This window comes from Paraburkholderia sp. Ac-20342 (assembly GCF_017104985.1).
Classification (GTDB): domain Bacteria; phylum Pseudomonadota; class Gammaproteobacteria; order Burkholderiales; family Burkholderiaceae; genus Paraburkholderia.
Map to the genome: position 1 here is coordinate 30,976 of NZ_JAAGPQ010000012.1, position 23,736 is coordinate 54,711.

18 protein-coding genes and 2 pseudogenes are annotated in these 23,736 nt (G+C 62.6%); 17 read left to right on the forward strand and 3 right to left on the reverse strand.

Annotated features, from left to right (window positions below; translation table 11 throughout):
• Nucleotides 1-61 precede the first annotated feature (61 nt).
• From G3N58_RS06945 to G3N58_RS34615, 9 genes and pseudogenes are all read left to right on the forward strand, one after another.
• The gene (locus G3N58_RS06945) at nt 62-1,183 is read left to right on the forward strand and encodes a porin (protein WP_346778244.1); all 1,122 of its coding nucleotides are present in this window, start codon (nt 62-64) and stop codon (nt 1,181-1,183) included.
• A gap of 62 nt (nt 1,184-1,245) precedes the next feature.
• Complete coding sequence (locus tag G3N58_RS06950) at nt 1,246-2,394, forward strand: alpha/beta hydrolase (RefSeq protein WP_240159266.1); 1,149 nt, start codon at nt 1,246-1,248, stop codon at nt 2,392-2,394.
• Nucleotides 2,391-3,785, forward strand: a complete 1,395-nt coding sequence (locus G3N58_RS06955) for an MFS transporter (protein WP_167048499.1) — start codon at nt 2,391-2,393, stop codon at nt 3,783-3,785. The genes G3N58_RS06950 and G3N58_RS06955 overlap by 4 nt, the downstream gene beginning before the upstream one ends.
• The gene (locus tag G3N58_RS06960) at nt 3,782-4,801 is read left to right on the forward strand and encodes an alpha/beta hydrolase (RefSeq protein WP_167048501.1); all 1,020 of its coding nucleotides are present in this window, start codon (nt 3,782-3,784) and stop codon (nt 4,799-4,801) included. The genes G3N58_RS06955 and G3N58_RS06960 overlap by 4 nt, the downstream gene beginning before the upstream one ends.
• A gap of 139 nt (nt 4,802-4,940) precedes the next feature.
• Nucleotides 4,941-5,786: pseudogene (locus G3N58_RS34045) on the forward strand (DMT family transporter); the annotation flags it as partial.
• A 114-nt stretch (nt 5,787-5,900) separates the two neighbouring features.
• Nucleotides 5,901-6,293: a VOC family protein gene (locus G3N58_RS34050; protein WP_167048645.1), complete on the forward strand. Its 393-nt coding sequence runs from the start codon at nt 5,901-5,903 to the stop codon at nt 6,291-6,293.
• A gap of 112 nt (nt 6,294-6,405) precedes the next feature.
• Nucleotides 6,406-6,852 (forward strand): SRPBCC family protein, encoded by a 447-nt coding sequence (locus G3N58_RS06970; protein ID WP_167048503.1) that lies wholly within the window; start codon nt 6,406-6,408, stop codon nt 6,850-6,852.
• Between the two features lie 220 nt (nt 6,853-7,072).
• Nucleotides 7,073-7,386, forward strand: a pseudogene (locus G3N58_RS34610) (hypothetical protein); the annotation flags it as partial.
• A 95-nt stretch (nt 7,387-7,481) separates the two neighbouring features.
• Complete coding sequence (locus tag G3N58_RS34615) at nt 7,482-7,667, forward strand: YadA C-terminal domain-containing protein (protein ID WP_275692082.1); 186 nt, start codon at nt 7,482-7,484, stop codon at nt 7,665-7,667.
• A 500-nt stretch (nt 7,668-8,167) separates the two neighbouring features.
• On the opposite strand, the gene G3N58_RS06980 is transcribed toward G3N58_RS34615, so the two are convergent.
• Nucleotides 8,168-8,893: a helix-turn-helix transcriptional regulator gene (locus G3N58_RS06980; protein ID WP_167048647.1), complete on the reverse strand. Its 726-nt coding sequence runs from the start codon at nt 8,891-8,893 to the stop codon at nt 8,168-8,170.
• A gap of 364 nt (nt 8,894-9,257) precedes the next feature.
• Here G3N58_RS06980 and G3N58_RS06985 point away from each other — a divergent pair, with 364 nt between their 5' ends.
• Nucleotides 9,258-10,166: a DMT family transporter gene (locus tag G3N58_RS06985; protein WP_205998837.1), complete on the forward strand. Its 909-nt coding sequence runs from the start codon at nt 9,258-9,260 to the stop codon at nt 10,164-10,166.
• 151 nt (nt 10,167-10,317) lie between these two features.
• On the opposite strand, the gene G3N58_RS06990 is transcribed toward G3N58_RS06985, so the two are convergent.
• Complete coding sequence (locus G3N58_RS06990; RefSeq protein ID WP_241017026.1) at nt 10,318-12,186, reverse strand: DUF3857 domain-containing protein; 1,869 nt, start codon at nt 12,184-12,186, stop codon at nt 10,318-10,320.
• A gap of 730 nt (nt 12,187-12,916) precedes the next feature.
• Here G3N58_RS06990 and G3N58_RS06995 point away from each other — a divergent pair.
• From G3N58_RS06995 to G3N58_RS07005, 3 genes are all read left to right on the forward strand, one after another.
• The gene (locus tag G3N58_RS06995; protein WP_167048509.1) at nt 12,917-14,236 is read left to right on the forward strand and encodes an MFS transporter; all 1,320 of its coding nucleotides are present in this window, start codon (nt 12,917-12,919) and stop codon (nt 14,234-14,236) included.
• Nucleotides 14,233-15,048, forward strand: a complete 816-nt coding sequence (locus G3N58_RS07000) for an alpha/beta fold hydrolase (protein WP_167048511.1) — start codon at nt 14,233-14,235, stop codon at nt 15,046-15,048. Before G3N58_RS06995 ends, G3N58_RS07000 begins: the two co-directional genes overlap by 4 nt.
• 62 nt (nt 15,049-15,110) lie before the next feature.
• Nucleotides 15,111-16,493, forward strand: a complete 1,383-nt coding sequence (locus G3N58_RS07005; RefSeq protein WP_167048513.1) for an MmgE/PrpD family protein — start codon at nt 15,111-15,113, stop codon at nt 16,491-16,493.
• A 56-nt stretch (nt 16,494-16,549) separates the two neighbouring features.
• Here the strand turns inward: G3N58_RS07005 and gcvA are convergent, their stop codons facing one another.
• The gene (gene gcvA, locus G3N58_RS07010; RefSeq protein ID WP_167048515.1) at nt 16,550-17,455 is read right to left on the reverse strand and encodes a transcriptional regulator GcvA; all 906 of its coding nucleotides are present in this window, start codon (nt 17,453-17,455) and stop codon (nt 16,550-16,552) included.
• 106 nt (nt 17,456-17,561) lie between these two features.
• Here gcvA and G3N58_RS07015 point away from each other — a divergent pair, with 106 nt between their 5' ends.
• The 4 genes from G3N58_RS07015 to G3N58_RS07030 are packed head-to-tail and all read left to right on the forward strand — an operon-like array spanning nt 17,562 to nt 23,730.
• Nucleotides 17,562-18,707, forward strand: coding sequence for an acyl-CoA dehydrogenase family protein (locus G3N58_RS07015; protein WP_167048517.1), 1,146 nt, complete (start codon nt 17,562-17,564; stop codon nt 18,705-18,707).
• 29 nt (nt 18,708-18,736) lie between these two features.
• Nucleotides 18,737-20,845 (forward strand): acetate--CoA ligase family protein, encoded by a 2,109-nt coding sequence (locus tag G3N58_RS07020; RefSeq protein WP_167048528.1) that lies wholly within the window; start codon nt 18,737-18,739, stop codon nt 20,843-20,845.
• A gap of 1 nt (nt 20,846) precedes the next feature.
• A complete protein-coding gene (locus G3N58_RS07025; RefSeq protein WP_167048530.1) occupies nt 20,847-22,925 on the forward strand; it encodes a 3-hydroxyacyl-CoA dehydrogenase NAD-binding domain-containing protein in 2,079 nt (692 codons plus the stop codon).
• 55 nt (nt 22,926-22,980) lie between these two features.
• The gene (locus G3N58_RS07030) at nt 22,981-23,730 is read left to right on the forward strand and encodes an electron transfer flavoprotein subunit beta/FixA family protein (protein ID WP_167048532.1); all 750 of its coding nucleotides are present in this window, start codon (nt 22,981-22,983) and stop codon (nt 23,728-23,730) included.
• The last annotated feature ends 6 nt before the right edge of the window (nt 23,731-23,736 follow it).

The following is a 23,736-nucleotide window of genomic DNA, read 5'->3' on the forward strand; positions in this document are numbered from 1 at the left end:
ACTCAAGCCCGCGGCAGGCGTGTCTGTCGCGGCATCCGATAACAATTCAAGGAGATCCCCCGTGAAAAAGACCTGTATCGCTACCGCTCTGGCGCTCGCCGGCTGGGCCGTCGCTCCGCTCGCTCATGCCCAGGCCGAGGAGACTGATCCGGCGCTGGCGCTCGCCAGCGGTTCGTCCGAGGCAGGTCCCGGCTCGGTCACCCTGTATGGCGTGATCGACGCCAACGTCGAATTTCTGTCGCATGCGGGCAGCAAGGGCGGCTCGCTGGTGCAGATGAATTCCGGCGGCATCCACAATTCGCGCTTCGGCATTCGCGGGACCGAGCCGCTCGGCGGCGGCAATTCGGTCTGGTTCGTGCTCGAGTCGGGTTTCAATTCCAACGACGGCTCCTTCGCCAGCGCCAACACGATATTCAACCGCACGGCGGCGGTGGGTCTGTCCAACGACCACTACGGCTCGTTGTCGTTCGGTCTGCAGTACACCCCGATGTACGACATCCTGCTGCGCTACGATCCGATGATGTTCGCGCAGCAATACACGTGGTTTCCGACCACCGGCTCGCAGGACAGCTTTGCGTTCCGCGCGCGCAACAACAACTCGGTCAAGTACGTGGGCAGCTTCCGCGGTCTCACCGCGATTGCCGCTTACAGCTTCGGCGGCGACGCGGCATCGTTCCAGAGCAGCGCGGCCTACGGCGCCGGTCTCGACTACGACGGCGGCTCGTTCGGCGCGGCGGTTGCCTACGATTACCGCAACGGCGCGATCAATTCGAGCAACACTTGGACCCGCTCGCGCAACCTGAGCTTCTCGGTTCGCCAGGACATCGGCCGGGCTCGCCTGCTGGCCGGCTACGAACACTATCTGTACACGCCGACGAAGAGCAGCTCGCAGGTCCAGGCGCTGTGGTGGGGCGGTGTGCGTTATCCGGTGGCGCGTCGCCTGAAACTGACCGCCGCTTACTATTACGAGCAGAACAGCGTGCCCGGCACGTCGAATGCGTGGATGGGCGTGCTCAGTACACAATACGCGCTGTCCAAACGCACCTCGCTCTATGCGATGGTCGCCTACGCGCAGGCCACCCGTTTTGCGGACGGCAGCTATACGCCGGTCGGCACGACCGATAACACCGCCTTTGGCCCGAACCAGACCGGCGTGACGATCGGCATGTTCCACAAGTTCTGATTTTTTGCTCGTCGTCTGGTGCGTCCTGCCTGTCGCGAGACGCCTCGAAGGAGTTAGCCCGCATGATCCGCGTTCCATTCCATCGTCGTTCGCGTCGTCTTTCGCCTCGCCGTTTCGCCGCGTCGATGACGGCAACCGTTGCCGCCGCGGCCGTACTTGCCGGCGCCTACAGCCTGCCTGCCCGCGCGGTGCTGGCCGACCCGGCTCACGTCTACAACCCGCATCTGCGCCCCGTGTCGCGCATCGCCGACACGCGGATGCCGGTCGACCTACCCGGCACGCCGGCCGGCCGGGCGGAATTTCCGCTCTATCTGTCGCTCGACTGGAACCAGCCGCAGCCGCAGGTGACGCGAGCCGTGATCGTCATTCACGGCAAGCTGCGCAACGCCTACACCTATTTCCGCAGCGCGGAGAAGGCGCGCGAGGCGGCGCGGGAGAGCGGCGCGAATGTCGACGGCACGCTGCTGATCGCGCCGCAATTTCTCGCCACGCTCGATTTCGGCATGCGCGACGAACCCGCCGATCTGCTGCGCTGGGACCAGAACGGCTGGATGGCCGGCGACAACGCCGTGGCTCCGGCGCCGCTCAGCTCCTATGCGGTGCTCGATGCGATTGTCGAGCGCCTCGCCGACCGCACGCGCTTTCCGAACCTGCGGCACGTGGTCTTCGCCGGCCACTCGGGCGGCGGCCAGGTGGTGCAGCGCTATGCCGTGGCCGCGCGCGAATCGGGCTTGCTCGCGAAGGAGAACATCGACGTGCGCTATGTGATTTCGAGTCCGTCGTCGTATGCCTATTTCGATGCCGAGCGGCCCGATGCCGACGGCAAGCCGGCGCCCTTCGGCAACGCGGCGGCCTGTCCCGCGTTCAACGACTGGAAGTACGGCATGGAAAAGCGTCCCGCCTATCTGAGCGAGCGCACCGCCGCGCAACTCGAAGCGACTTATGCGACGCGGCGCGTCTACTACCTCGTCGGCGGCGACGATAACGATCCGCAACAGAAGGCGCTCGACCAGAGCTGTTCGGCCGAGGCCCAGGGGCCTCAGCGCGTCGCGCGCGCCGAAGGGTATTTTCGCTATTTGCAGATGCGCCATCCGCAGGGCCTGAACCAGAGCTTCCACGTGGTGCCCGGCGTGGGCCATGACGGCGCGCGCATGCTCGGTTCGGTCTGCGCGTTGGCGGCCATCTACGATACGCCGGGGTGCAAGCCATGAGCGCCGCCAGCAATGAAGCCGGCATCGCATCGGCGGGCACGGCGTCGGGCAGCGGCGCCGCACCCATGTCGCGGGCCATGGTGCGGCGGGCCATCTTCGCGTCGGTGCTCGGCAACGGTCTCGAATGGTTCGACTTCCTGATTTACGGCTATTTCTCGAAGATCATCGCCCAGGTGTTCTTTCCGACCGGCACCGGCTATCTGTCGCTGATGCTGACCTTCGCCACCTTCGCGATCGGCTTTTGCGTGCGGCCGCTCGGCGGCATCCTGCTGGGCATGTATGCGGACCGTGTGGGGCGCAGCCGGGCGCTCTCGCTGCTGATTATCTCGATGGCGAGCAGCACCTTGCTGATGGGGCTGACGCCAGGCTACGCCCGCATCGGCCTTGCCGCGCCGGCGCTGGTCGTTCTGGCACGCGTGCTGCAGGGGCTTTCGGTGGGCGGCCAGTTCGCGACCGCGTCGGCCATGCTGGTCGAGTACGCGCCGCCGGGCCGCAAGATGTTCTACGGCAGCTTCAACATGTCGGCCCAGGCGTTTGCGCTGCTGCTGTCTTCGGGGGCCGGCTATCTGTTGACTTCCTGGCTGAGCCATGAGCAACTGGTGGCATGGGGTTGGCGTGTGCCCTTTCTGTGCGGTGTGCTGGCCGGACCGATCGGTTTCTATATCCGCCATCACGTGGCCGAATCGCCGGAGTTCCAGCAGTTGCGCGAGAACGGAGCGCCGCCGCCGCGCGTCTCGTTGCGGCAGTTCTTCCGCAACAACGGCCGCGCCGCGATTTGCGCGATGGGGGTGATCGCGGTGGGCGCCGCCACCAACTACGTGTGGCATTCGTACCTGGCCGTCTATGTCGAGCGGCAGTTGCATCTGCCGCTGGCGGTGGCGTTGCGCGGAGCGTTCCTTAGCGGCGTGCTGAACCTGTTCCTGTTTCCGCTGTCCGGGCGACTCGCTGACCGCTACGGCCCCTACCGGCTGTTCTATCCGGTCACCATCGCGTGGATGCTCTGCGCGTGGCCGCTGTTCGCCTTCGTGGTCTCGGCGCCTTCGGCCGAGCGTTTGCTGTTCGCCCAGATCGTGTCGACGGTCTTTCTCGCGGCGATGTCGGGCGCGCATCCCGGCATGCTGGCGATGCTCTTCCCGGTGCGCAGCCGCTCGTCCGGCGTGGCGCTGTCGTACAACGTCGCGGTCACGCTGTTCGGCGGCCTCGCGCCGCTAACCGTGACCTGGCTCACGCGGCTCACCGGCAGCAGCCTGACGCCCGCGTTCTATCTGATCTTTGCCGGCTTCGTCTCGCTTGCGCTGGTCTACGGGGCCCGGCGCGGCCCGTACGGCGCCAGGCTCGGCGAACCGGACAGCCTGACCGCTTCGGCGGCCAAAAGGAGCCCTCCTGCATGACCGAGTTTTTGTCCGCGAACGACGAGCGCGCGCCCAACGAACGACCTGTTAGCGTCGTCGCTCCCCAGCACCTGACCGTCGAGGCGAGGGGCGGCAGCGGCACGGTGCCGCTGTTTGCGACCGGCGAATGGAATGCGCCGCAGCCGGGTGTCGAGCGCGCGGTGATTCTGATTCACGGCCGTTTGCGCAACGCGGATGCGTATTTCCAGCTGGCGCATCGCGCACGGACGCGCGCGGGCCGCAATTCGGTGGACACGCTGCTGATCGTGCCGCAATTCCTCGCTGCCGCCGACGTCGACGCACACCATCTGCCGGCGTCCACGTTGCGCTGGGAGTGGATCGACTGGATGGGCGGCGGCACGGCGCTGGCGCCAGCCCCGCTCAGTTCCTTCGACGTACTCGACACGGTGCTGGCCCAACTGGCCGACCCGCGGAAGTTTCCGGACTTGCGCGAAGTCGTGGTTGCCGGCCACTCGGGTGGCGGCCAGGTGGTACAGCGCTACGCGGTGCTGGTGCGCGGCGACGCGGCCCTCGCCGGGCGCGGCGTGGCGCTGCGCTATGTGATCGCCAATCCGTCGTCCTATGTGTACTTCGATACGCAGCGCCCGCTCGGCACGAGCTGCTTCGCCCGCTACGACGAGGCGCATTGCGCCGGCTTCAACCGCTGGAAATACGGCCTCGACGAACTGCCGGCCTATGCCCGCGACGGCAACGCGCTGCCGGATGCCGCCGCGCTGGAAGCCGCCTATGTGCATCGCGACGTGACCTTGCTGCTGGGCGCTAACGACTGCGATCCGGCACACCCGGCACTGGACCGCTCCTGTGCCGCGCTCGCCCAGGGACCGCATCGCCTCGCGCGCGGCCGCGCCTATACGCGCTACATGGGCGAGCGGCACCCGCAGGGTTTCGCTCACCGCACGATCGAGATCGACGGCGCGGGGCACGACGCCGACGCGGTATTCGGCTCGCCTGCCGGGCTGGCGGCATTGTTTGGGGAACCGGTTCGAGGGGCCTGAGGGTCGCTACTTGAGAGGCGCTGCTTGAGAGGCGCGGCGAAGTGCGTGGTGATGCACATGTCCGAATCCGGCCAGAGTCGTCGCCGCGCTTCCGCTACAGTCGAGTCATGACCGTCCCCGTCAACCCGATTCCGGCGCCATGAACCTTATCGAACTCTTTCTGCTTGCGGCAATCTGGGGCGCTTCATTTCTGTTCATGCGCGTCGCGACGCCCGAATTCGGGCCGATTGCCTTGATCGCGCTTCGGGTCGGCATTGCCGCGCTGGTTTTGATACCGGCATTGCGTGCCGCCGAAGCACGTCAGCAATTTCGTGCGAGATGGTGGCCGTTGTTTATCGTCGGCCTGACCAATTCCGCGATTCCGTTTTGCCTGCTTGCTTATTCGACGCTGTATCTGAACGCCGGGCTCGATTCGGTACTGAACGCGACCACACCGCTGTGGGCCGCATTGATCGCCGCCACGCTGTTCCAGTCTCCGATGATGCGCGGGCAGCTTCCCGGTTTGTTGCTGGGCCTCATCGGCGTCGTGATTCTGGTGTGGGACACGCTCAGTGCGGGCATCCAGGGCGCCACGCCGGCGATTGCCGCGGCGCTGCTCGCAACCTTGTTCTACGGCTTTGCCGTCAACTACTCCAAACGTCGCCTCGCGGGTATTCGGCCGCTTGTCGTGGCTTTCGGCAGCCAGTTCTTCGCCTCGATCGTATTGATTCCTCTGGCGCTGCTGTCATGGCCGCGGCATTCGGTCATGCCGCTGACGTGGCTGTGCGTGGCCGCGCTGGGCATGCTTTGCACGGGCTTTGCCTACGTGCTGTTTTTCCGGCTGGTCGAGCATGTCGGGGCGGCCTATGCGGCGTCGGTGACGTTTCTGATTCCGCTCTTCGGCGTGGCGTGGGGCGCGTTGTTTCTCGACGAGAAGATTACGCCGAGGATACTCATCGGCTGTGTGATCATTCTCGTGGGTACTGCGCTCGCGACAAGGAAGCTTCGGCTGGCTTGGTGCGTAGTACGTAAGCGTGCGTTTCGAGCGTGTCCGGCTGATCGCCCTGGTTCGCGCGCTCCCGGCGCAATCGCATCGCACTTGCCGTGCGGAGACACCTTCATGTCGGAGCAGAACAACGCGAGTACCTTGAGGCCATTCGCCTATGTCCTCGCAGTCCAGGACCTCGACCGTAGCGCGGCGTATTTCCGTGACGTGCTCGGCTTTCGCGAGGAATGGGCCGACGCATCCGACTGGCGTCTCGTGTCGAGAGGGCAGGTGCGGATCATGCTCGGCTCATGTCCAGGCGCGCTAGCGCCGTCCGCGATCGGCGATCACAGCTACTTCGGTTACATGGAAGTCGACGACGTGGACGCTCTCCATGAAGAACTCGTGCAAAAAGGCGCGCGTATTCTTCAGCCGCCGATGGACCGTCCGTACGCCATGCGTGAATTCGTCGTCGCGACACCCGAGGGACACCGCTTCGTGATCGGGCAAACGCTCGCGCGGAATTAGACGCGCGTAAGACGTATCTACGGGTTTCTCCTGGTCTTCGCGGTGTCGATCTCCGCAGCGCCGGCTCGTCGTGAGAGTATGTTCAACCCCTCTCGTGAAAGGCGAACTCATCATGGCTACCGGAACCGTTAAATTCCATCGCGTCTTGCGCTCGACGCCCGAACGGATCTATCGCGCGTTTCTCGAACCCGATGCGATAGCGAAGTGGCTTCCACCGTACGGATTCACGTGTCAGGTTCATCACATGGATGCGCGGGTCGGCGGCACGTACAAGATGTCTTTCCGCAATTTCGGCTCGGGCAACGGCCACTCGTTCGGCGGCGAGTATGTCGAGCTGGTGCCGTTCGAGAAGATTCGCTACTCCGATCGTTTCGACGATCCGAATCTGCCCGGCGAGATGAACACGACGATTTCGTTGCGGCAGGTGTTGTGCGGCACCGAAGTCAACATCGTGCAGGAAGGTATTCCCGAGGTTATTCCCACCGAGATGTGCTACCTCGGCTGGCAGGAGTCGCTGGCGCAACTGGCGAAGCTGGTTGAGCCGGAGATTCCTGATTGATGTTGTCTGCAGGTATCAGGTGCTGTTCTACTGGTCGCGGTAGATGACGCGGTTCTATTTGTTTTCGTCGATAGGCTATATGAGGACTACTGCACTGCTGTGTCGCGCGGCGGCTTATCGCTAATCGCACAAAGAAGTCTGAAAAATCATCCTGCGCCCATTCCATACCCCTGTGCCTGGCGGCTAATGTGGCTGCCTGAATAACGACAGGGGTATGTGAATGTCAAATGAGGACTCGAGTGGCGTGAGTGTCGTACTGAGTGCACCTCAACTGGCGGCAGTTCTGGCTCGCCAGTCGATCAGCCAGGCGGAGATGCTCTCCAATCGGCTCTGGGGCGGACTTCAGATCGTCGGTGGCGCATTGGAAATGGTCGGGGCGGGAGCGCTATGCGTGCTGCCGGAGCCGACAATGGCAAGTAAGGCCGGATGTATTGTGTTCGGTGTGCATGATTCAGACACGGCAGCGGCAGGTTTGCGGCAAGCCTGGACTGGTCAGGATACGGCACGCTGACTCAACGAGGTACGGCGAAGCTGCCTACACAGACCAGCGTGCCGCCCAACTGCAGGACGGAATCAATTCGACCGCGCGCTATGCGTATGCCGGCATTGTCGCGGCGACGGCCTTGACCATGATTCCCGAAGTCGATCCGGGCAAGACGCTTTCATTGGGAGTGGGCACCGCCGGCTATCGGGGATATCAGGCCGTTGCCATTGGCGGAACGGCTCGCATTTCCGAGAGCATCAAGGTCAAGGCCGGCTTTGGCACCAGCGCGGCGGGGACGACAGTTGGCGTGGGGGCGGCGATGCAGTGGTGAGCGGCGTCCATTAATCGGATCACAAGCCAGGCCCGGTGCACCAGTCGACGCGCAGCAAGGGTTGCACGTCGACTGGCGTTGCGAGTTTTTCCGGGCATCGGCAAGCGTGTCGATTTTTCACGGATTCTTGCGAGCTTGTCTGCGTGAGAGATCGAAGCCGATCGAGGCCGTCAGCAGTGCGTCGCATTCGGTCGCGGCATGGGCCTGATCTGAGAGAGCCAGGCTCGGTGCAGATCGCCCCTGACGACACATGGCATACCAGTCGAACAGTGAAGGGCATCTATGGGGGGCAAGAGACGCTTACTTTTTAACGCAACTAACGGTCAAGCCCGCTATGCGTCAACCTCAAACTTCCCCATCCAACCCCAAGCTTGCAAAGAAGATTGCGAAGAAAGCGGGCCCCCCCAGATTGCACAGACCGCGCGCCGACGCGTGCATGCGTCAGCATTCGGGGATACAGCGCACGGTCGCCGTCGAGCCCTCGCTGGTCCCACGCGCCACTACGCGTAAAACGCCGACGGCACGACCCCGAAGTGCCGTTTGAACATCGCGGCGAACGCACTCTGGCTCGTGTAGCCGTGATTCATCGCGACTGCGATGATCTTCTCTCCATGAGCGAGGTGCTTCAACGCGAGCAGCAGACGCGCCTGCTGACGCCAGCGTCCGAACGTGATACCGGTTTCGCGCTGAAACCAGCGCTGAAAAGTCTTCTCCGATACGTCGAGCGTGCGTGCCCATGCGCCGATCGTGCGGTTGTCGTCGGGGGCGGCGAGCAGACTGTCGCAGACTTCACGCAGCCGACGCTCGGCGGGCCACGGCAAATAAAGCGGCAGCAACGGCACCGCATTCAACTCCGCGAGCAGCAACTGCATCAGATGATCGTCGCGCGAGCCTGCCGCGTAGTCGAGCGGTATGTCGATCGCCGCGAGAATCAGCTCGCGCAATAGCGGATGCACTTCGACCACGCAACTGCGCGCCGGCAGATGCGTGGCCGCGCCCGGCTCGACGAATACCGTGCGCATCTTCACGTCACCGCTCATCTGTACCGAATGGTCGACTTCCGGTTCGAGCCACACGCCGCGCGTCGGCGGCACGACCCACGAGCCGGTCGCCGATTCGACCTGCATGACGCCTTCGATTGCATACAGCAACTGCGCGCGCCGATGCCGGTGCGCGGCAATCACGGTGCCGTGCGGATACCAGGCCGCCATCGCCGAGACCGGCATCGGCGTGCTTTCGAACGGCACGTGAGCGTTGGGCGCGACAGGCGTGTCGGTCGCGCCGCGCGCATCGGAATGGGTTCGCGTGTTCATTCGTGCTGGCAACAGGGTATGGAAACAGGCAGATGGATGCGCGGTCGAGTGCGCTTTCGATCGCCCGCGTGATCTCTCATTTGACTGCTTATTTGACCGCTCACTTGACCGTTTCACGACAGGTAAAGACTTTTTGACGTGAGACAGCCGCGAGGCCGCGGGCGCACGATGGTACTTCACCCTGAAGCCGTGCGCGAGCCGCGTCCACGAGCGATCAACGCACCGCTTCGATCCCGTCTCAACGATATCAATCAACGACATCAAAGCAGAGCAAGACATGAAGAGATCGTATTTCCTGTTTCCGTTTGTGGCAATCCTGCTGTGGGCCGGCAACGTGATCGTGTCGAAGCTGTCGGCGCACACGATCGACCCGTCGGCGATCACGTTTTACCGTTTGCTGCTGGCCGTCGCGCTGATGAGCGTATTTATGCTGAAGCCGGCGTGGCGCAACCGCGCGGCGATCGTGCCGCAACTGCCGAAACTCGCGGTGCTCGGCTTTCTCGCGCTGGCGCTGTTCCAGAGCCTGTCGTACGAAGCGGCGAAAACCACCACCGCGACCAACATGTCGATCATCACCGCGCTCGTACCGCTGATGACGATGGTCGCGAGTACGGTGCTGCTCGGCGAAACGCCGACGTCCGGTATGGTCGGCGGCGGAATGCTGTCGTTGCTCGGCGTGGTCTATCTGATTACGCAAGGCAATCCGGCGACGCTGCTCGCGAACGGCGTGCATCTCGGCGATCTGCTGATGATCTTCGCAGCGCTCGCCTACGCGCTGTATGGCGTGCTGCTCAAGCGCTGGCACGTCGGTCTGCCGACCTGGCAATCGACGTACCTGCAGGCGCTGTTCGCGCTCGTCTTCATGCTGCCGATGCTGCTGTGCCTGCCGGCCGCCGAAGCGTTGCCGACGCGCGCGAGCGTGCCGCTGATCCTGTATGCGGGCGTGCTCGCTTCGGTCGTGCTTCCGTATCTGTGGATGCAGGGCGTCAGGCATCTCGGCCCGAACCGTTGCGCGCTGTTCATGAACGTGCTGCCGATTGCTACCGCGCTGATCGCGATCGTGTTGCTCGGCGAAAACCTGCATCTTTATCATCTGCTCGGCGGCGGTACTGCCTTGCTCGGTGTGGGCGTTGCGCAGGGGCTCGGCCGCTCTGTGCTGCGCCGGTCGGCCGTCGTGCGGGAGTGATGCGTTCGGGCTTCACGCGAGTGGTCGATGGCGCGAAACGTGTTGAATCGACCACTCGCCCTGTACGAGCCCGGTTAGACGGATCGCTTCGTTCTCGCTTCGTCGGCGCGCCAGAGCCAGGTCTTAATCCCGTGGGACCACGTCAGTACCGTCAATAGACGAGTACGGTGCGCAAGTCCCGCCTCACTGCCCGCCCGAATTGCTGGAACGCAGGATACTGGGCGGGCTCGATCAGCGCGGTCGGCAGACTGATGTCGAGGTTGCGCGTAATGGTGACGGTCCGGCCGTCGGTCTGGTACGACGAGGTATAGGTGCCGAGCGGGGAGCGGATTTCGGCCGGGCGTGGCAGCCTTGGCACCGTGATGCCCTCCGGCAGCGTAATGGTCGTGGTTTCCGTCACGTGGCGTCCGGGGAACGGCATCGCGAAGTCGCGCGTGTCGACCATGATCGTCTCGAACGCGGTACTGATTCCGGAAAAACTGCCGAGGCCGAGCGGCACCTGAAAAGCGCCCGGGCCCGGTAGCTGCGCATAATCCGGCAACGTGAAGCGCGTCTCGTATTGGAACGGTTTGCGCAAATCGAGCAAATCGCCGTGCAGATAGGTACCGTAGCCGTCCTGCCCCGTTAGCGTAAGCATGCGTGCGGCAAATTGCGACTCGGTGCCGGGCGGCAACGGGGTCAATATCCGGCGCGCCGCCCAGTCGAACGTACCGGTGTTGTCGATCCGGCTCGTTCCGGAGCCGTTGCCTTGCGCGTCGAGCGAAATCTTCGTGGTGACCTGCACACGTCCGGTGTCGGGCGTCGACAGCGGCAGCGTGATGACGTGGGCCGCGCCTGTACCATCATCCGTCAGGAGTGCCTGTTTGCCGAGTTCGGAACCCGGCAGCACGCCGAAGCGGGCAACTTCCGCGGTCGAATCGGCGAACAGTTTGAAGGCCGGCAAGTACGTGATCGCGTGATTGAATACCGCGAGCGGATCGGCAACGCCTGGCAGCCAGTACATCGTGCCGAGATTGACGAGCACCGGCGCGCTGGCAATGTCTTTCGCCGCAAGCAGCGCCTCCAGCAACGTCACGTGGTCCTTGCAGTCGCCATAGGCGGACGCGAGAATCGCATCCGCTTCGTGAGGTACGATGCTGCCCGTGCCGAGATTGATCGCGACGTAGCGAATGTGCGTGCTGACCCAGTCGTACAGAATTTCCGCCTGACGTCGCGGATCGTCGACACCTTGCGTGAGACGGTCGGCAAGGGATCGGATCGCCGGTGTGACAGCCGACTTCGGACGCGCACGCTCCAGATAGGCGGCGCCGGCAGCCGCGAAGTCCGGGAAGGTCGTCATCACTACACGCGGACTGTAGTCGAGGTTGCTGACCGAACCGAACTCGGGCGGATGCGCGGGACGATTCGTCAGCGTCCATTGCCACACTTGCCGGTCAGGCTGGTTGGTGTCGATCCGCCCGCCATCGAGCCCGATCGCGTCCGCGTGAAGCGCCATCGACGCCGGGGCATGCACGGTCAACCGCATCGAATCTCGCTGAATCGCGTTGCTGAAGTACTCGCTCATCGAGAACTGGCCGGGGAACAGCGGCTTGTTCCGGGTCAACTCGTAGCGCAGCGTCAGCACGGTGCCGACCGCGACGCCGGGAAATACGATGACCTTGACCTCGTCGTCGTCGAACATCGGCGCGCCTGCGCTTTTCGGGCTTTGTTGCGTCAATATCCTGTCCGGCGTGACATCGAGACGCACGCCATCTTTCGTCGTGGTGTAGGCCTCCTCGACCTTCAGATTCTGCTGCGATTCGCTGTAACGCAGCGAAATCTGCCCGCTCTGCGCGACACCCTGCTCGGTATTGATCCGCACGCGTCTCGCAACGGTCCGCGTACTGGCGCCGTTCTCGCTGATGTCATACACGATGTCATCGGAGAGGTTCGTGATGTTCGACTGAAAGCCCGCCATCGCGGCGGCACAATGAGTCGCGAGCAATACGACCGTACACAGGGAAGGGATCAGTCCGCGCATGGAATTCCTGTCTCGCAACGTGTTAGAAAAGGTGCCGTGGCCGGTTGGGTGCGACGACGGTTCGCGTGTGATTTTTCCGGCCCGGCTAATGACTGCGCATCGAACATACTGGTATCGTTTTTAACGATTTCCTTTCTGTATATTTAACATTGCATGGATAATTTCCATGTTTGATGCATTGAATTTGTATTAATAAATGGTTGGGAGATTGATTGCACTGGAAAGGCGAATGGATTTCATCGAATCAGCTGGTTTTTACGGATCGTAACGCCTTATTTAAGCCGGAAATGCTTGCATTTTCGGTTTATTTTAGCAGTCGCCGGATATGTGTCAAGAAAATGAAGATCGGTTTTATTGTGGTGTTTTTCTGAAGGATTAAATGATTTTAGGTAAATATTTTTTAGATGGTATTTATGTATTTTTTAATATTAATTCGTGTGGGTTTATCAGGTAACTTCTGGGAAATCCGGCAGTCGGTATGATTTCCCGCGAGGCAGAGGCTGGTGGCGCGTTTGAGCCTCTCGATCTGGTTGACGACTCTTCCATTCCAGCACGTCGATGCCGCAGCAGTTCCGTTTGCGCACTGTGACTTTTTGGAACATCAGTGTGAGCGATAGGAAGTGTTCAACGCAGGCTGTGCGCGCCAAACTCTGCGCACCTATCCGCTGTCTTGAAGCCAGATTGACGTAGGGGACACCGGAAGAGCGATAACCGCCTCAAAGGAGACAATGTGTCAGACACCCTATCCACAGCCGAGGCAACGGAGGCCTCGACCAGAGCGTATCTTCGAAGTCGCATCGCCGGGTGTATCGGGCATGCCATCGAATGGTTCGATTTCTCGATATACGCCAATCTCGCCATTTTCTTCGGCGCGCAACTTTTTCCCGCCGACAACCAGAGCTCCGCGCTTCTGGCCGCTTTCGGCGTATATGCACTCGGATTCGTGATGCGGCCAGTCGGCGGATGGCTGCTCGGTGTCGTCGCCGACCGTTACGGCCGTAAAACGGCGCTCACCGTGTCCGTCACGTCAATGGCCTTCGGTTCGCTCATGATTGCCGTCTTGCCGACGTACGCGACGATTGGACTTGCCGCACCGCTCATCGCAACGGTCGCGCGTTTGTTGCAGGGCTTGTCGGTGGGCGGCGAATTTGCCGCGGCCTGTTCTTTCCTCGCCGAGACAGCGCCGCCTGATAGACGCGGTTATCACGGCAGCTTCCTGTTTTTCGGCACCGGGATCGGACTTATTCTGGCATCAGGCATTACCTGGGCGCTGACGCAGTCGCTGAGCCATGACCAGATGGCGAGCTTCGGATGGCGCATACCGTTCGTTATCGGCGCCGCCGGAGGTCTGTTCGGATACTGGCTGCGTACCCGGGTCGCCGAAACGGAAGCGTTTACGAAAGCCGCGGAACAGCAGAACCAGCAAACCAGCGGTTCGATCCGGGCTCTGCTCGCCGATCATCGGCGCGAAGTGCTGACGCTGATCGGTACCAGCATTCTTGGCGCTTTCGCCTTCTATCTCTTCATCGTCTACGTTCCCGTGTATGCGATTCACCGCTCGGGTGCGCTGCCCGCGACCGCCTACGCGGCCAGTACCTGGAGCCTCATCGCGTTCACGGTGGTTCAACCGCTGTTTGGCATGCTCTCGGACCGGTTCGGCCGCCGCCCTCAACTGATCGTGATGGCCGCAGCGTACACGGTGTTTCTCTATCCGGTCGTACTGTCGGTCGGCGATACCTTCTGGTCCATTTTGCGCGTCGAACTGTTCGGCATGGTGCTCTATGCGCTGTACACGTCCATCGCACCGGCGGTAATGGCCGAGCTGTTCGACACCGACGTGCGGGCGCTGGGCATCGGCTTGCCGTTCAATCTCGTTGTCGCCGTGCTGGGTGGAACGACGCCGTATCTGATGACCTGGCTTCAGGAGCGCAGCCTGGAACGGTTCTTTCTGATCTACGTATGCGTGGGGTCGGCGATAAGCCTGGTCACCTACCTGGTAATGGCCGAAACCAACGGCAAGCGCATCGAGCGTTCGACGGTGGAGTCATGATCGCGGCGGCCTTCGAGCGACTGTCGCGACAGGCGAGGCAACAGACCGCGGCGAACGGGAGCCTCAGCTATGTGGACCTCGGCAAGGGCCAGCCGGTTGTCTTCGTTCACGGCGGGCACGGCGGCTGGTATCACTGGATAGTCAACATCGAGGCACTCGCGCAAGGGCGGCGAGTGATTGCCCCCGATCTTCCGGGCTTCGGCGCATCGTCGGCTCCCGCCGAAACTTTCTCGCTCGAAGTTGCCGGGCAACGTGTCTTCGATTTGCTGGACGAACTCGACGTCGGGCAGTTCGACCTCGTGGCATTCTCGTTCGGCAGTTGCGTTGCCGGATATATGGCGGCGAGCAGGCCTGAGCGGATTCGCACGCTCACACTGGTCAATCCCGCGGGCATGGGGCCGGTTTCGGCCTCACTGAGCCAGATTCAGAAAGAGGCTGCCGAGGTCGCTCGCAGTGTGGGCATGGAGGGCGGTGTGGAAGTCTCGCTGAAGAAAATCATGCTGTCGGATCCATCGCTGGTGACACCGGAACTCACGGCGCTCGCGGCGCGGCACGTTCGCGCAACCCGGGTTCTGACCCGGCCCATTGCCCGCAGCAATCCTACCCGGGCGCTTATCGAAAGAGTTCAGGCGCCGGTATGGCTGGTGCTCGGCTCGAAGGATCCGCATCAGGCTCACGAGGTGGCTGCGCGCGAGGGCTGGATTCACAGCCTTTCCGCAAGGAATCGTGCGTCGGTGCAAGCGGCCGCTCACTGGCTCCAGTACGAGCGCGCCGAGTGGTTCAACAGACATCTGAGCGAATTCATCTCCTAGCTCTTCACCGCTTTCATCGGGCGTAAGCCGATATTGCCCAACTCATCTCGGAACAGGCAGCCATGATACTGGAATCATTTGCAAAGTATGTTGAAGGGCAGGCGACAGCGGAGTTGACGCCGAACACGCTTCGCGCGGCCAAACGCGTGCTGATCGACTGGTTTTCAGCGCTATTGCCGGGTACTCAGGTCGCGCCCGGCATCCAGTTGTTGCAAGCGCATCGCGCCGAACTCGGACATGGACGATCGAGCCTGCCCGGCAACGAGACGACCGCGTTCGCGGCGACGGCAGCATGGCTCAACGGGAGCATCTCGCATGCGGTGGAATTCGACGACATTTTCCGCGACGCCATCTACCATCCAGGTTGCCCCACCATCGCGGCCGCTCTCGCACTCGCCGAGGATTCGCATGCCTCCGGTCTGCTGCTTCTGAAGTCGATCGTCGCGGGCTACGAGGTATCGACACGCATCGGAGCGGCGATCCAGCCGGCTCACTATCGGTTCTTCCACACCACCGGAACGGTCGGCTGCTTTGGCGCGGCAGCCGCGGGTGTTCTCCTGACCTCTCCCGGCGACGCTCAGGCGGCGTTGCACGCCATGGCCACATCGGCGACGTTTGCGTCGGGTCTGCAGCAGGCTTTCAGGTCCGATGCGATGACCAAGGCGCTTCACGCGGGACATGCGGCCTGGGTCGGCGTGACGTCGGCGCAAGGCGCGTCGGCCGGCGTGACGGGCGTGGCCGACATTCTCGAAGGAAGCGCCGGATTCGGCGCCGCGCTTTGCGACTCGCCCGATTGGCGTTCGGTAACGGACGGACTGGGCGACGTATTCAACATCGAGCGCATCACCCAGAAGAACCATGGTTGCTGCGGCCACACATTCGCAGCTATCGACGCCTTGCTCGATGCGATGAAAACCAGCGGACTACGCTGGGAGCAAATTGCCCGGGTGGTCGTCAGAACATACGCGCCTGCTCTTGAAGTCGCGGGTATTCGTGAGCCGAAGTCGGCATTTGAAGCGCGCTTCAGCTTGCCCTACGTTCTGGCACATGCGGCGGTGTACGGCTCGGTCCGTCTGGAGGCTTTTTCGGACGAACGTCTGCGCGATGGTCACGTGCGGGAGTGGATGAAGAAGATCGAACTGGTCGCGGACCCGGAAATAACCCGGAATTTTCCGAGGATGCGTGCTGCCCGCGTCGAACTGACGTCCGTCGATGGCAAGACAGTCGAGGCATTCGCGCCTTACCGGCGCGGTGACCCCGAAGCGCCGCTCAGCGACGCGGACATCGACGACAAGTTCCGGGAACTCGCCGAGCCCGTGATCGGCTCGCAAGCCGCTCACGAACTTCTGGAAAAACTGTGGCGGATGGAAGAACTCGACGTATCGGATCTGAACCTGTCGAACCTGTTGCCGGCAGGATTCAAGCGAGACCGCGACGGTCGCTAGAAGTGTGTTCCACCGGGGCCGGCGTGATTCGCCAATCAACTGGGCCCCGGATACGTTTAGCCCGGCATCGATTGAATTTCAGAACGAAGCCATGCTCTGAACGCCTCGACCTTCCGGGAGTGTTTCCGGTTGTCTGGAACCAGCAGATAGTAAGCGAGCTCGCGGGTCACCGGCCGGTCAAAAGGCCGGACCAGAACGCCGGTGGTCAGGTCGTTCGCAAGCAGCCGCGTTTGGCCGATGACGATGCCCATCCCTTCGATTGCGGCCTGGTACGCAAGCAGGGAATTCTGAAATCCTCCTCGCTGACGGCTCACCAATCCTTCCAGGTCGCCGCGGCCCACCGCTCGCAGCCAGTCGAACCAGTCGTTGCGCCGGTATCGCGACTGAAGCAGCCGATGATTGGCCAGGTCGTCGATAGTGGCGAGAGCTGGGCCGTTCTTCAACAGTTCCGGACTGCATACCGGTTCGATGACGTCATCGAACAGACGTTCGCAGTTGATGCCGGGCCAGTTGCCGTCTCCGAACTGAATGGCCGCATCGACCTGAACTTCGCTGAAATTGATCTTCGCGACGGTCGTGCTGAGTTCGACCGGGATGTTCGGCTGTGCCTTCTCGAATCGATGCAGCCGATGCATGAGCCATTTTGCGGCGAACGTGTTGTAGACCGATAACCGTAGCGGCTCTCCCTCCACGCGGCCGACGATCGTCTCGGTCGCGCTCACGATGGACGCGAACGCCGGCCCAATCTGCTTGTAGTAAGCCGCTCCCACCTTCGTGAGCTTGACGCCTCTGGGTCCCCGGTCGAACAGACTCACGCCGAGATAGTTTTCGAGCGTGGCGAGTTGCCTGCTCACGGCCGAATGTGTCACGTACATCTCCGCGGCGGCACTCGTCAGACTGCCCAATCGGGCGACGGCTTCGAAGACGTGAAGAGGGTTCAGGGGCGGGACTGTCCGGGGCATGAGATGTTCCAAAAAGTCACAGAAACGTACCGTATGCGAAGTAGTGTGTCAATCGACCGGCTGGAATAATCAATCGCATAGCAGTTCCACGGTCAAAGAGGAAAACATGGACTTCGCACTTACTGAGGAGCAGACCGCGTTCGCTGATGCAGTGCAGCGATTCGCGCGAGACACGTTGGCGGAAGGCGCACTCAAGCGCGCGCATCATGCCGGTTTCGATTTCGACGTTGCAGGGCAGCTTGCGGAGCAAGGCCTGCTCGGCATCACGATGAACGAAGAGGATGGCGGCCAGGGCGGCACCCTCATGGATGCGGTCATCGCGATTCAGGAAATCGCGCTGGTTTGTCCGAAGAGCGCGGACATCGTGCAGGCCGGGAATTTCGGGCCGATTCGCACGTTCGTCGAGTATGCGACGGCCGAGCAGAAGAAGCGCTATCTCAAGGATCTGCTCAGCGGGCGCAAAGTGATTTCGCTGGGCATGACGGAGCCCGGCGCCGGCTCGGCCGTCACGCAACTCAAGACGTCGGCACGGCGCGAGGGCGACGAGTACGTCATCAACGGGACGAAAATCTTCTCGACTCATAGTCCGGATGCCAGCCTGTTTCTCGTCTATTGCCGATTCGGTCCCGGTGTGGAAAACATCGGCTCCGTACTGATCGAAAAGGGTACGCCCGGATTTACGGTCGGTCAGCCGTCCAGCTTCATGAGCGGCGAAGAGTGGTCGCAGTTGTATATCGAAGAGTGCCGTATTCCCGCCGAGAATGTTCTGCTGGGACCGGGCGGATTCAAGAAGCAGATCTCGGGCTTCAACGTCGAGCGCGTCGGCAACGCATCGCGTGCGTTGGCGCTGGGGCGTTACGCTTTCAATACGGCGCGCGAGCATGCGCTGATCCGCGAACAGTTTGGCCGGCAGCTTTGCGAGTTCCAGGGGATTCAATGGAAGTTCGCCGATATGGCGCTGAAGCTGGAAGCCTCGCAACTGCTGCTCTATCGCGCGGCCAATGTTCCGAACGGCGAGTTGCCGACCGCGTACAACACGGCCATTGCAAAAGCGCATTGCAACCTGACGGGCTTCGATGTTTCGAACGAGGCACTGCAGGTCATGGGCGGCATGGGTTATAGCCAGGAGTCGCTGGTCGAATACTGCGTTCGTCGCACGCGTGGCTGGATGATCGCGGGCGGCTCGATCGAAGTGCTGAAGAACCGGATCGCCGAGAACGTGTTCCAGCGCCGCTTCGATCAGCGCAAATAAGAGGGGCGTCTAACATGGAGAACAGCATCATGCCCCAGGGCGAATCGCAGCGCAGGTCGCTGGCAGACGTGCTCCTTGCACCGCGCAGCGTTGCACTTGTTGGCGCATCGGACGACCCCTCGAAAACCGCGGCGCGTCCGCTCCGGTTTATCCGCCAGGCCGGCTTCGACGGTGACGTCTATCCCATCAATCCCAACCGCGACACCGTGCTGGGTGAACAGGCCTGGCCCAGTGTTCGCGCACTGCCGGTCGTGCCGGAGCATGCCTTCATTCTCACGCCGACCGACGCCGCGATCGACGCGTTGCAGGAGTGCGCCGAACTCGGTGTTCCCGTTGCCACGATTCTCGCCGCGGGCTTCTCTGAAAGCGGTCCGGAGGGCGAGGCTCGCGAGGAACGCGTACGGAAGATCGTTCAACGGACCGGGATTCGCGTGCTGGGCCCGAGCGGCCTCGGCATGGTCAACGTGCGCAGGAAGCTTGCGCTGACCGCGAACGCGGCGTTCGCGGAACCGGACCTGCCGGTGGGCGGAATCTTTGTCGCGTCGCATAGCGGCAGCATGATCGGGGCGCTCGTATCGCGAGGCAAGGAGCGCGGAGTCGGCTTTGCCGGGCTCGTTTCGGTCGGCAACGAGGTCGACCTGAGCGTCGGCGAAATTTGCGCGGCGACGCTGGACGACCCCCAGGTCACGGGCTACATGCTCTTCCTCGAGACCTTGCGGCACTCCGACAAACTTCGCCAGTTCGCCGTTCAGGCTGCGCAGAAAGGCAAGCCTGTCGTCGCCTACAAACTCGGCCGTTCGAGTGCGGCCGCGGAGTTGGCGGTCTCGCATACGGGAGCCCTCGCCGGCGAGGACGACGTCGCCGATGCTTTCCTGAGAGATTGCGGTATCGCACGCGTCGAAACGCTCGATGCGTTTCTCGAATGCCTGCCTCTGCTGGCATGCGTTCCCGTTGCCCAAGCCGCCACGGCGAGCAAGCCGCGCGTCGCGGTCGTGACGACGACCGGCGGCGGCGCGGCCATGGTCGTCGATCAGCTCGGAGTCCGGAACATCGAGGTCCAGCATCCGAGCGCGCAGACTTACGAGCGTCTGGCCGCTGCGGGCGTGAAGGTGAACAGCGGCCGCATCGTCGACCTCACGCTCGCGGGCACCCGCTATGACGTGATGAGCGCGGCCCTCGGCGTGCTGCGATCGGCGCCGGAATTCGACCTGGTCGTGGCGGTCGCCGGCTCCTCCGCGCGATTCTCTCCCGAGCTTGCGGTGCGTCCGATTATCGATAGCGCAACGCAGTCACCGGCGTTGCTTCCGCTCGCCGCGTTTGTCGTGCCGGACGCCCCCGAAGCGCTGCGGCGTCTGACCGCGAGCGGCGTGCCGTGTTTCCGCACGCCCGAGTCCTGCGCGGACTCGATCGCATCGGCCTATGCGCGACGCAGCCCGCTCGCGATCGTCGAGCCGGCCGCAGTCGAAGCGGGAGGTGCGCCGATACTTCTGGACGAGTTGGCGGCTTACGAACTGCTGGCGAAGGTCGGCGTCGTTCATGCGCCCGCCGTGGCGATCGACGTAACGGGCGACGGCAGTCTTCCGGATAACCTGCCGTATCCGCTTGCAGTGAAGGTGCTATCGGCCGACGTACCGCACAAGACGGATGTTGGCGGTGTCGAACTCGGCATCCGTGACGCCGGGCAACTCGATGCCGCGATCGAAAAAATCCGCGCGAACGTGGCCCGCAACGTCGAAGGGTTCGAACTGCAGCGCGTTCTTGTCCAGCAGATGACCCGGGGACTGGGCGAAGTTCTCATCGGATACCGTCGCGATGCGCAAGTGGGGCCGATTGTGATGCTGGCCTCAGGCGGCATCTTCACGGAGATTTACAGGGATCGCGCGCTGCGCCTCGCCCCCGTTACGCGGGAAGCGGCGCTCGAAATGATTTCCGAGGTCAAGGCCATGCGTGCGCTCGACGGCTATCGCGGCAAGGCACGCGGCGACCTCGAAGCACTGGCGGATGCCATCGTCGCTGTGTCGAAGCTGGCTACGCTGCCCGGTGCCCTGGTTCTGGAGGCGGAAGTCAATCCGGTGATGGTGCTCGAAGAAGGACAAGGTGTTCTCGCGGTGGATGCTCTCGTGAAGATCGGGGGCTAGTATGGACAGACGTTCAGGCCCTGAGTTCGAGGTGGCGGCGCAACCGGTTCGTTGTGAAAAGCATGGCGACATCGGTTTTCTCGTGATCGACAATCCACCCGTGAATGCAAGTTCGGTGGAAGTTCGCCGCGAACTGCTCGAAGGCATTCTTGCCCTCGGGAACGACGCCACGCTGCGCGGCATCGTCATCATTGGCGACGGAAGCACATTCATTGCCGGCTCGGACATACGCGAATTCGATGCCCCGATTCAGGCGCCGTCGTTGCCCGAGGTGATTCTCGCGATCGAGAATGCAGCCGTTCCGGTCATCGCTGCGATCCATGGTCATGCGCTCGGTGGCGGCTTTGAGCTGGCACTTGGTTGCGATGGGCGCATTGCGGTTTCCGGGGCGACGATGGGATTGCCCGAAGTCAGCCTCGGCATGATTCCCGGCGCCGGCGGAACCCAGCGCGTCGCATACATCACGGGCAAAGCGAAAGCCATCGAACTTGTCGCTTCCTCGCGCCGGCTGACGGCAGCCGAAGCGTTGCAGCTCGGACTCATCGACCAGCTCGTCGACGACGATCTGGCCGATGCCGCCGCACAGTTCGCGCTGACGTTCGCGGCAAGGAAGCGGCGGATTCGCGACCGCGAGGTTCCGTTTGCATCGGCCGGGGAAATCGAGTCGGCCATCGGCGCCGCCATGCGGCTGCGCAAGAACCTGCCTCATATCCAGCAGGCGGTCGACGCGGTCAACATGGCCGGCGACGTGCCGTTCGATGAGGCACTCTCACGGGAGCGCGCGGTTTTCGACGTGCTGCGCACGAGCGTTGCCGCGCGCGCATTCCGCCATCTGTTTTTCGCCGAGCGGGAGTGCCAGCGTTCGCGTTATGGCGGTCGTCCCGACACGGCGGGTATTCGTCGAATCGGCGTGGTCGGCGCGGGCACCATGGGTGTCGGCATTGCCGGATGCTTTGCCGACGCGGGCTATGAAGTCGTTCTGTTCGACACCCATGACATCGCACTGGCGGCAGTCGCGGAGAAGCTTCAGCGCACCTACGACTCGCTGCTGAAAAAGGGCAAGCTCGACGAACGCGAGATGCGCGAGCGGCTCGCACGAGTCCGTACGGTCAGCGATCTCGGGCAATTGAACAAGGTCGACCTCGCTATCGAAGCTGTTTTCGAAGATTTCGACGTCAAGCGCGACATCATGGCAAAGCTGCACGATGTCTTGCCGCCCGATGCCATTCTGGCTTCGAATACTTCGTATCTCGACCTCAACCGGCTTGCGGCGGACGCGGGTCGTCCACGCCGTACTGTGGGCCTGCATTTCTTCAGTCCGGCACAGGCGATGCGGCTTCTGGAGATCGTCGAAACGGAGCACACGGATGCCGCGACGGTAGACATCGCGATTGCAATCGCGAAACGTCTGGGAAAGGTGCCGGTGGTCGCTCGGGTCGCCGAAGGTTTTATCGGCAACCGTATTTTTGCGGCCTACCGCAAGCAGTGCGAGTACATGCTGGAAGAGGGCGCGTTGCCCGAGCAGATCGATGAAGCACTGGAGGAATTCGGCTTCGCGATGGGCCCGTTCGCCGTCGCGGATCTTTCCGGGCTCGACATCGCCTGGAAGATGCGTCAGCGCCTGAATGCGGTGAGCAGGCCCGCCCGCTATGTGACGATTCCGGACGCGTTGTGCGAAGCCGGCCGGTTTGGCCGCAAGACCGGTGCCGGGTATTACCTGTACGAGGCCGGTGGCCGGCGCGGTGTTCCCGATCCGGAGGTGCACACGATCATTGCTCGTGAGCAGCGGAAGAGGGGCATCGTTCCGCGCTCGCTGGGCAACGATGAAATCGTCGAGCGTGCGATGGCCGCCATCGTCAACGAAGCGGCGAAAGTGATGGAAGAGGGCGTTGCCTCTCGTACCAGTGATATCGACGTGGCGCTCGTGCATGGCTACGGGTTCCCGCGTTACCTGGGCGGCCCCGTTTTCTGGGCACGGCAGCGTGGTACTGACGAGATGCACGACATGATAAAGCGCGTGCAAGCCGCATCTGGCCCAGACTTCGTTGTGGGCGATATCGACGCGATGCTCGCAAAATGAAGGATCGGGCGAGCGTCGATCTCGCTCTGAACGACCGGACAGTAGAGGTGATGGAGTGAAAATTGTCGTGGCAGTGAAGCGTGTCGTGGACGCTAACGTGAAAGTGACGGTCGCCTCGGACAATTCGGGGGTGAACCTGAACAACCTGAAAATGGCGATGAATCCGTTCGATGAAATCGCCATCGAAGAGGCTGTCCGCCTGAAGGAAGCCGGCGTGGCGAGCGAGGTGGTCGCGGTGTCGGCAGGCGTCGTGCAATGTCAGGAGACGTTGCGTACGGCGCTGGCGATGGGCGCGGACCGGGCGGTGCTGATCGAGACCGACGTGGAGTTGCAACCGCTTGCCGTTGCCCGATTGCTGAAGGCTGTGATCGACCGGGAGCAGCCCGGGCTCGTGATCCTTGGCAAACAGGCCATCGACGACGATGCCAACCAGACCGGCCAGATGGTCGCGGCACTCACGGGATTTGCGCAGGCCACGTTCGCTTCCAGAGTGGTGCTCGAAGAGGGGCGGGCCATCGTATCGCGCGAAGTCGACGGGGGAATCGAGACGCTTTCAGTGCGATTGCCCGCGGTCGTCACCACCGACCTCCGGCTGAACGAGCCGCGCTACGTCACCCTGCCGAACATCATGAAGGCGAAGAAGAAGCCATTGGAATCCCTGAAGCCTGAGGATCTGGGTGTCGACGTCTCGCCTCGCCTGAAGACGCTGAGGGTCAGCGAACCGCCGAAGCGTGCGGGAGGCGTGAAAGTGCCGGACGTGATGACGCTGGTCGACAAGCTCAGGACCGAAGCCAGGGTGCTTTGAAGACAA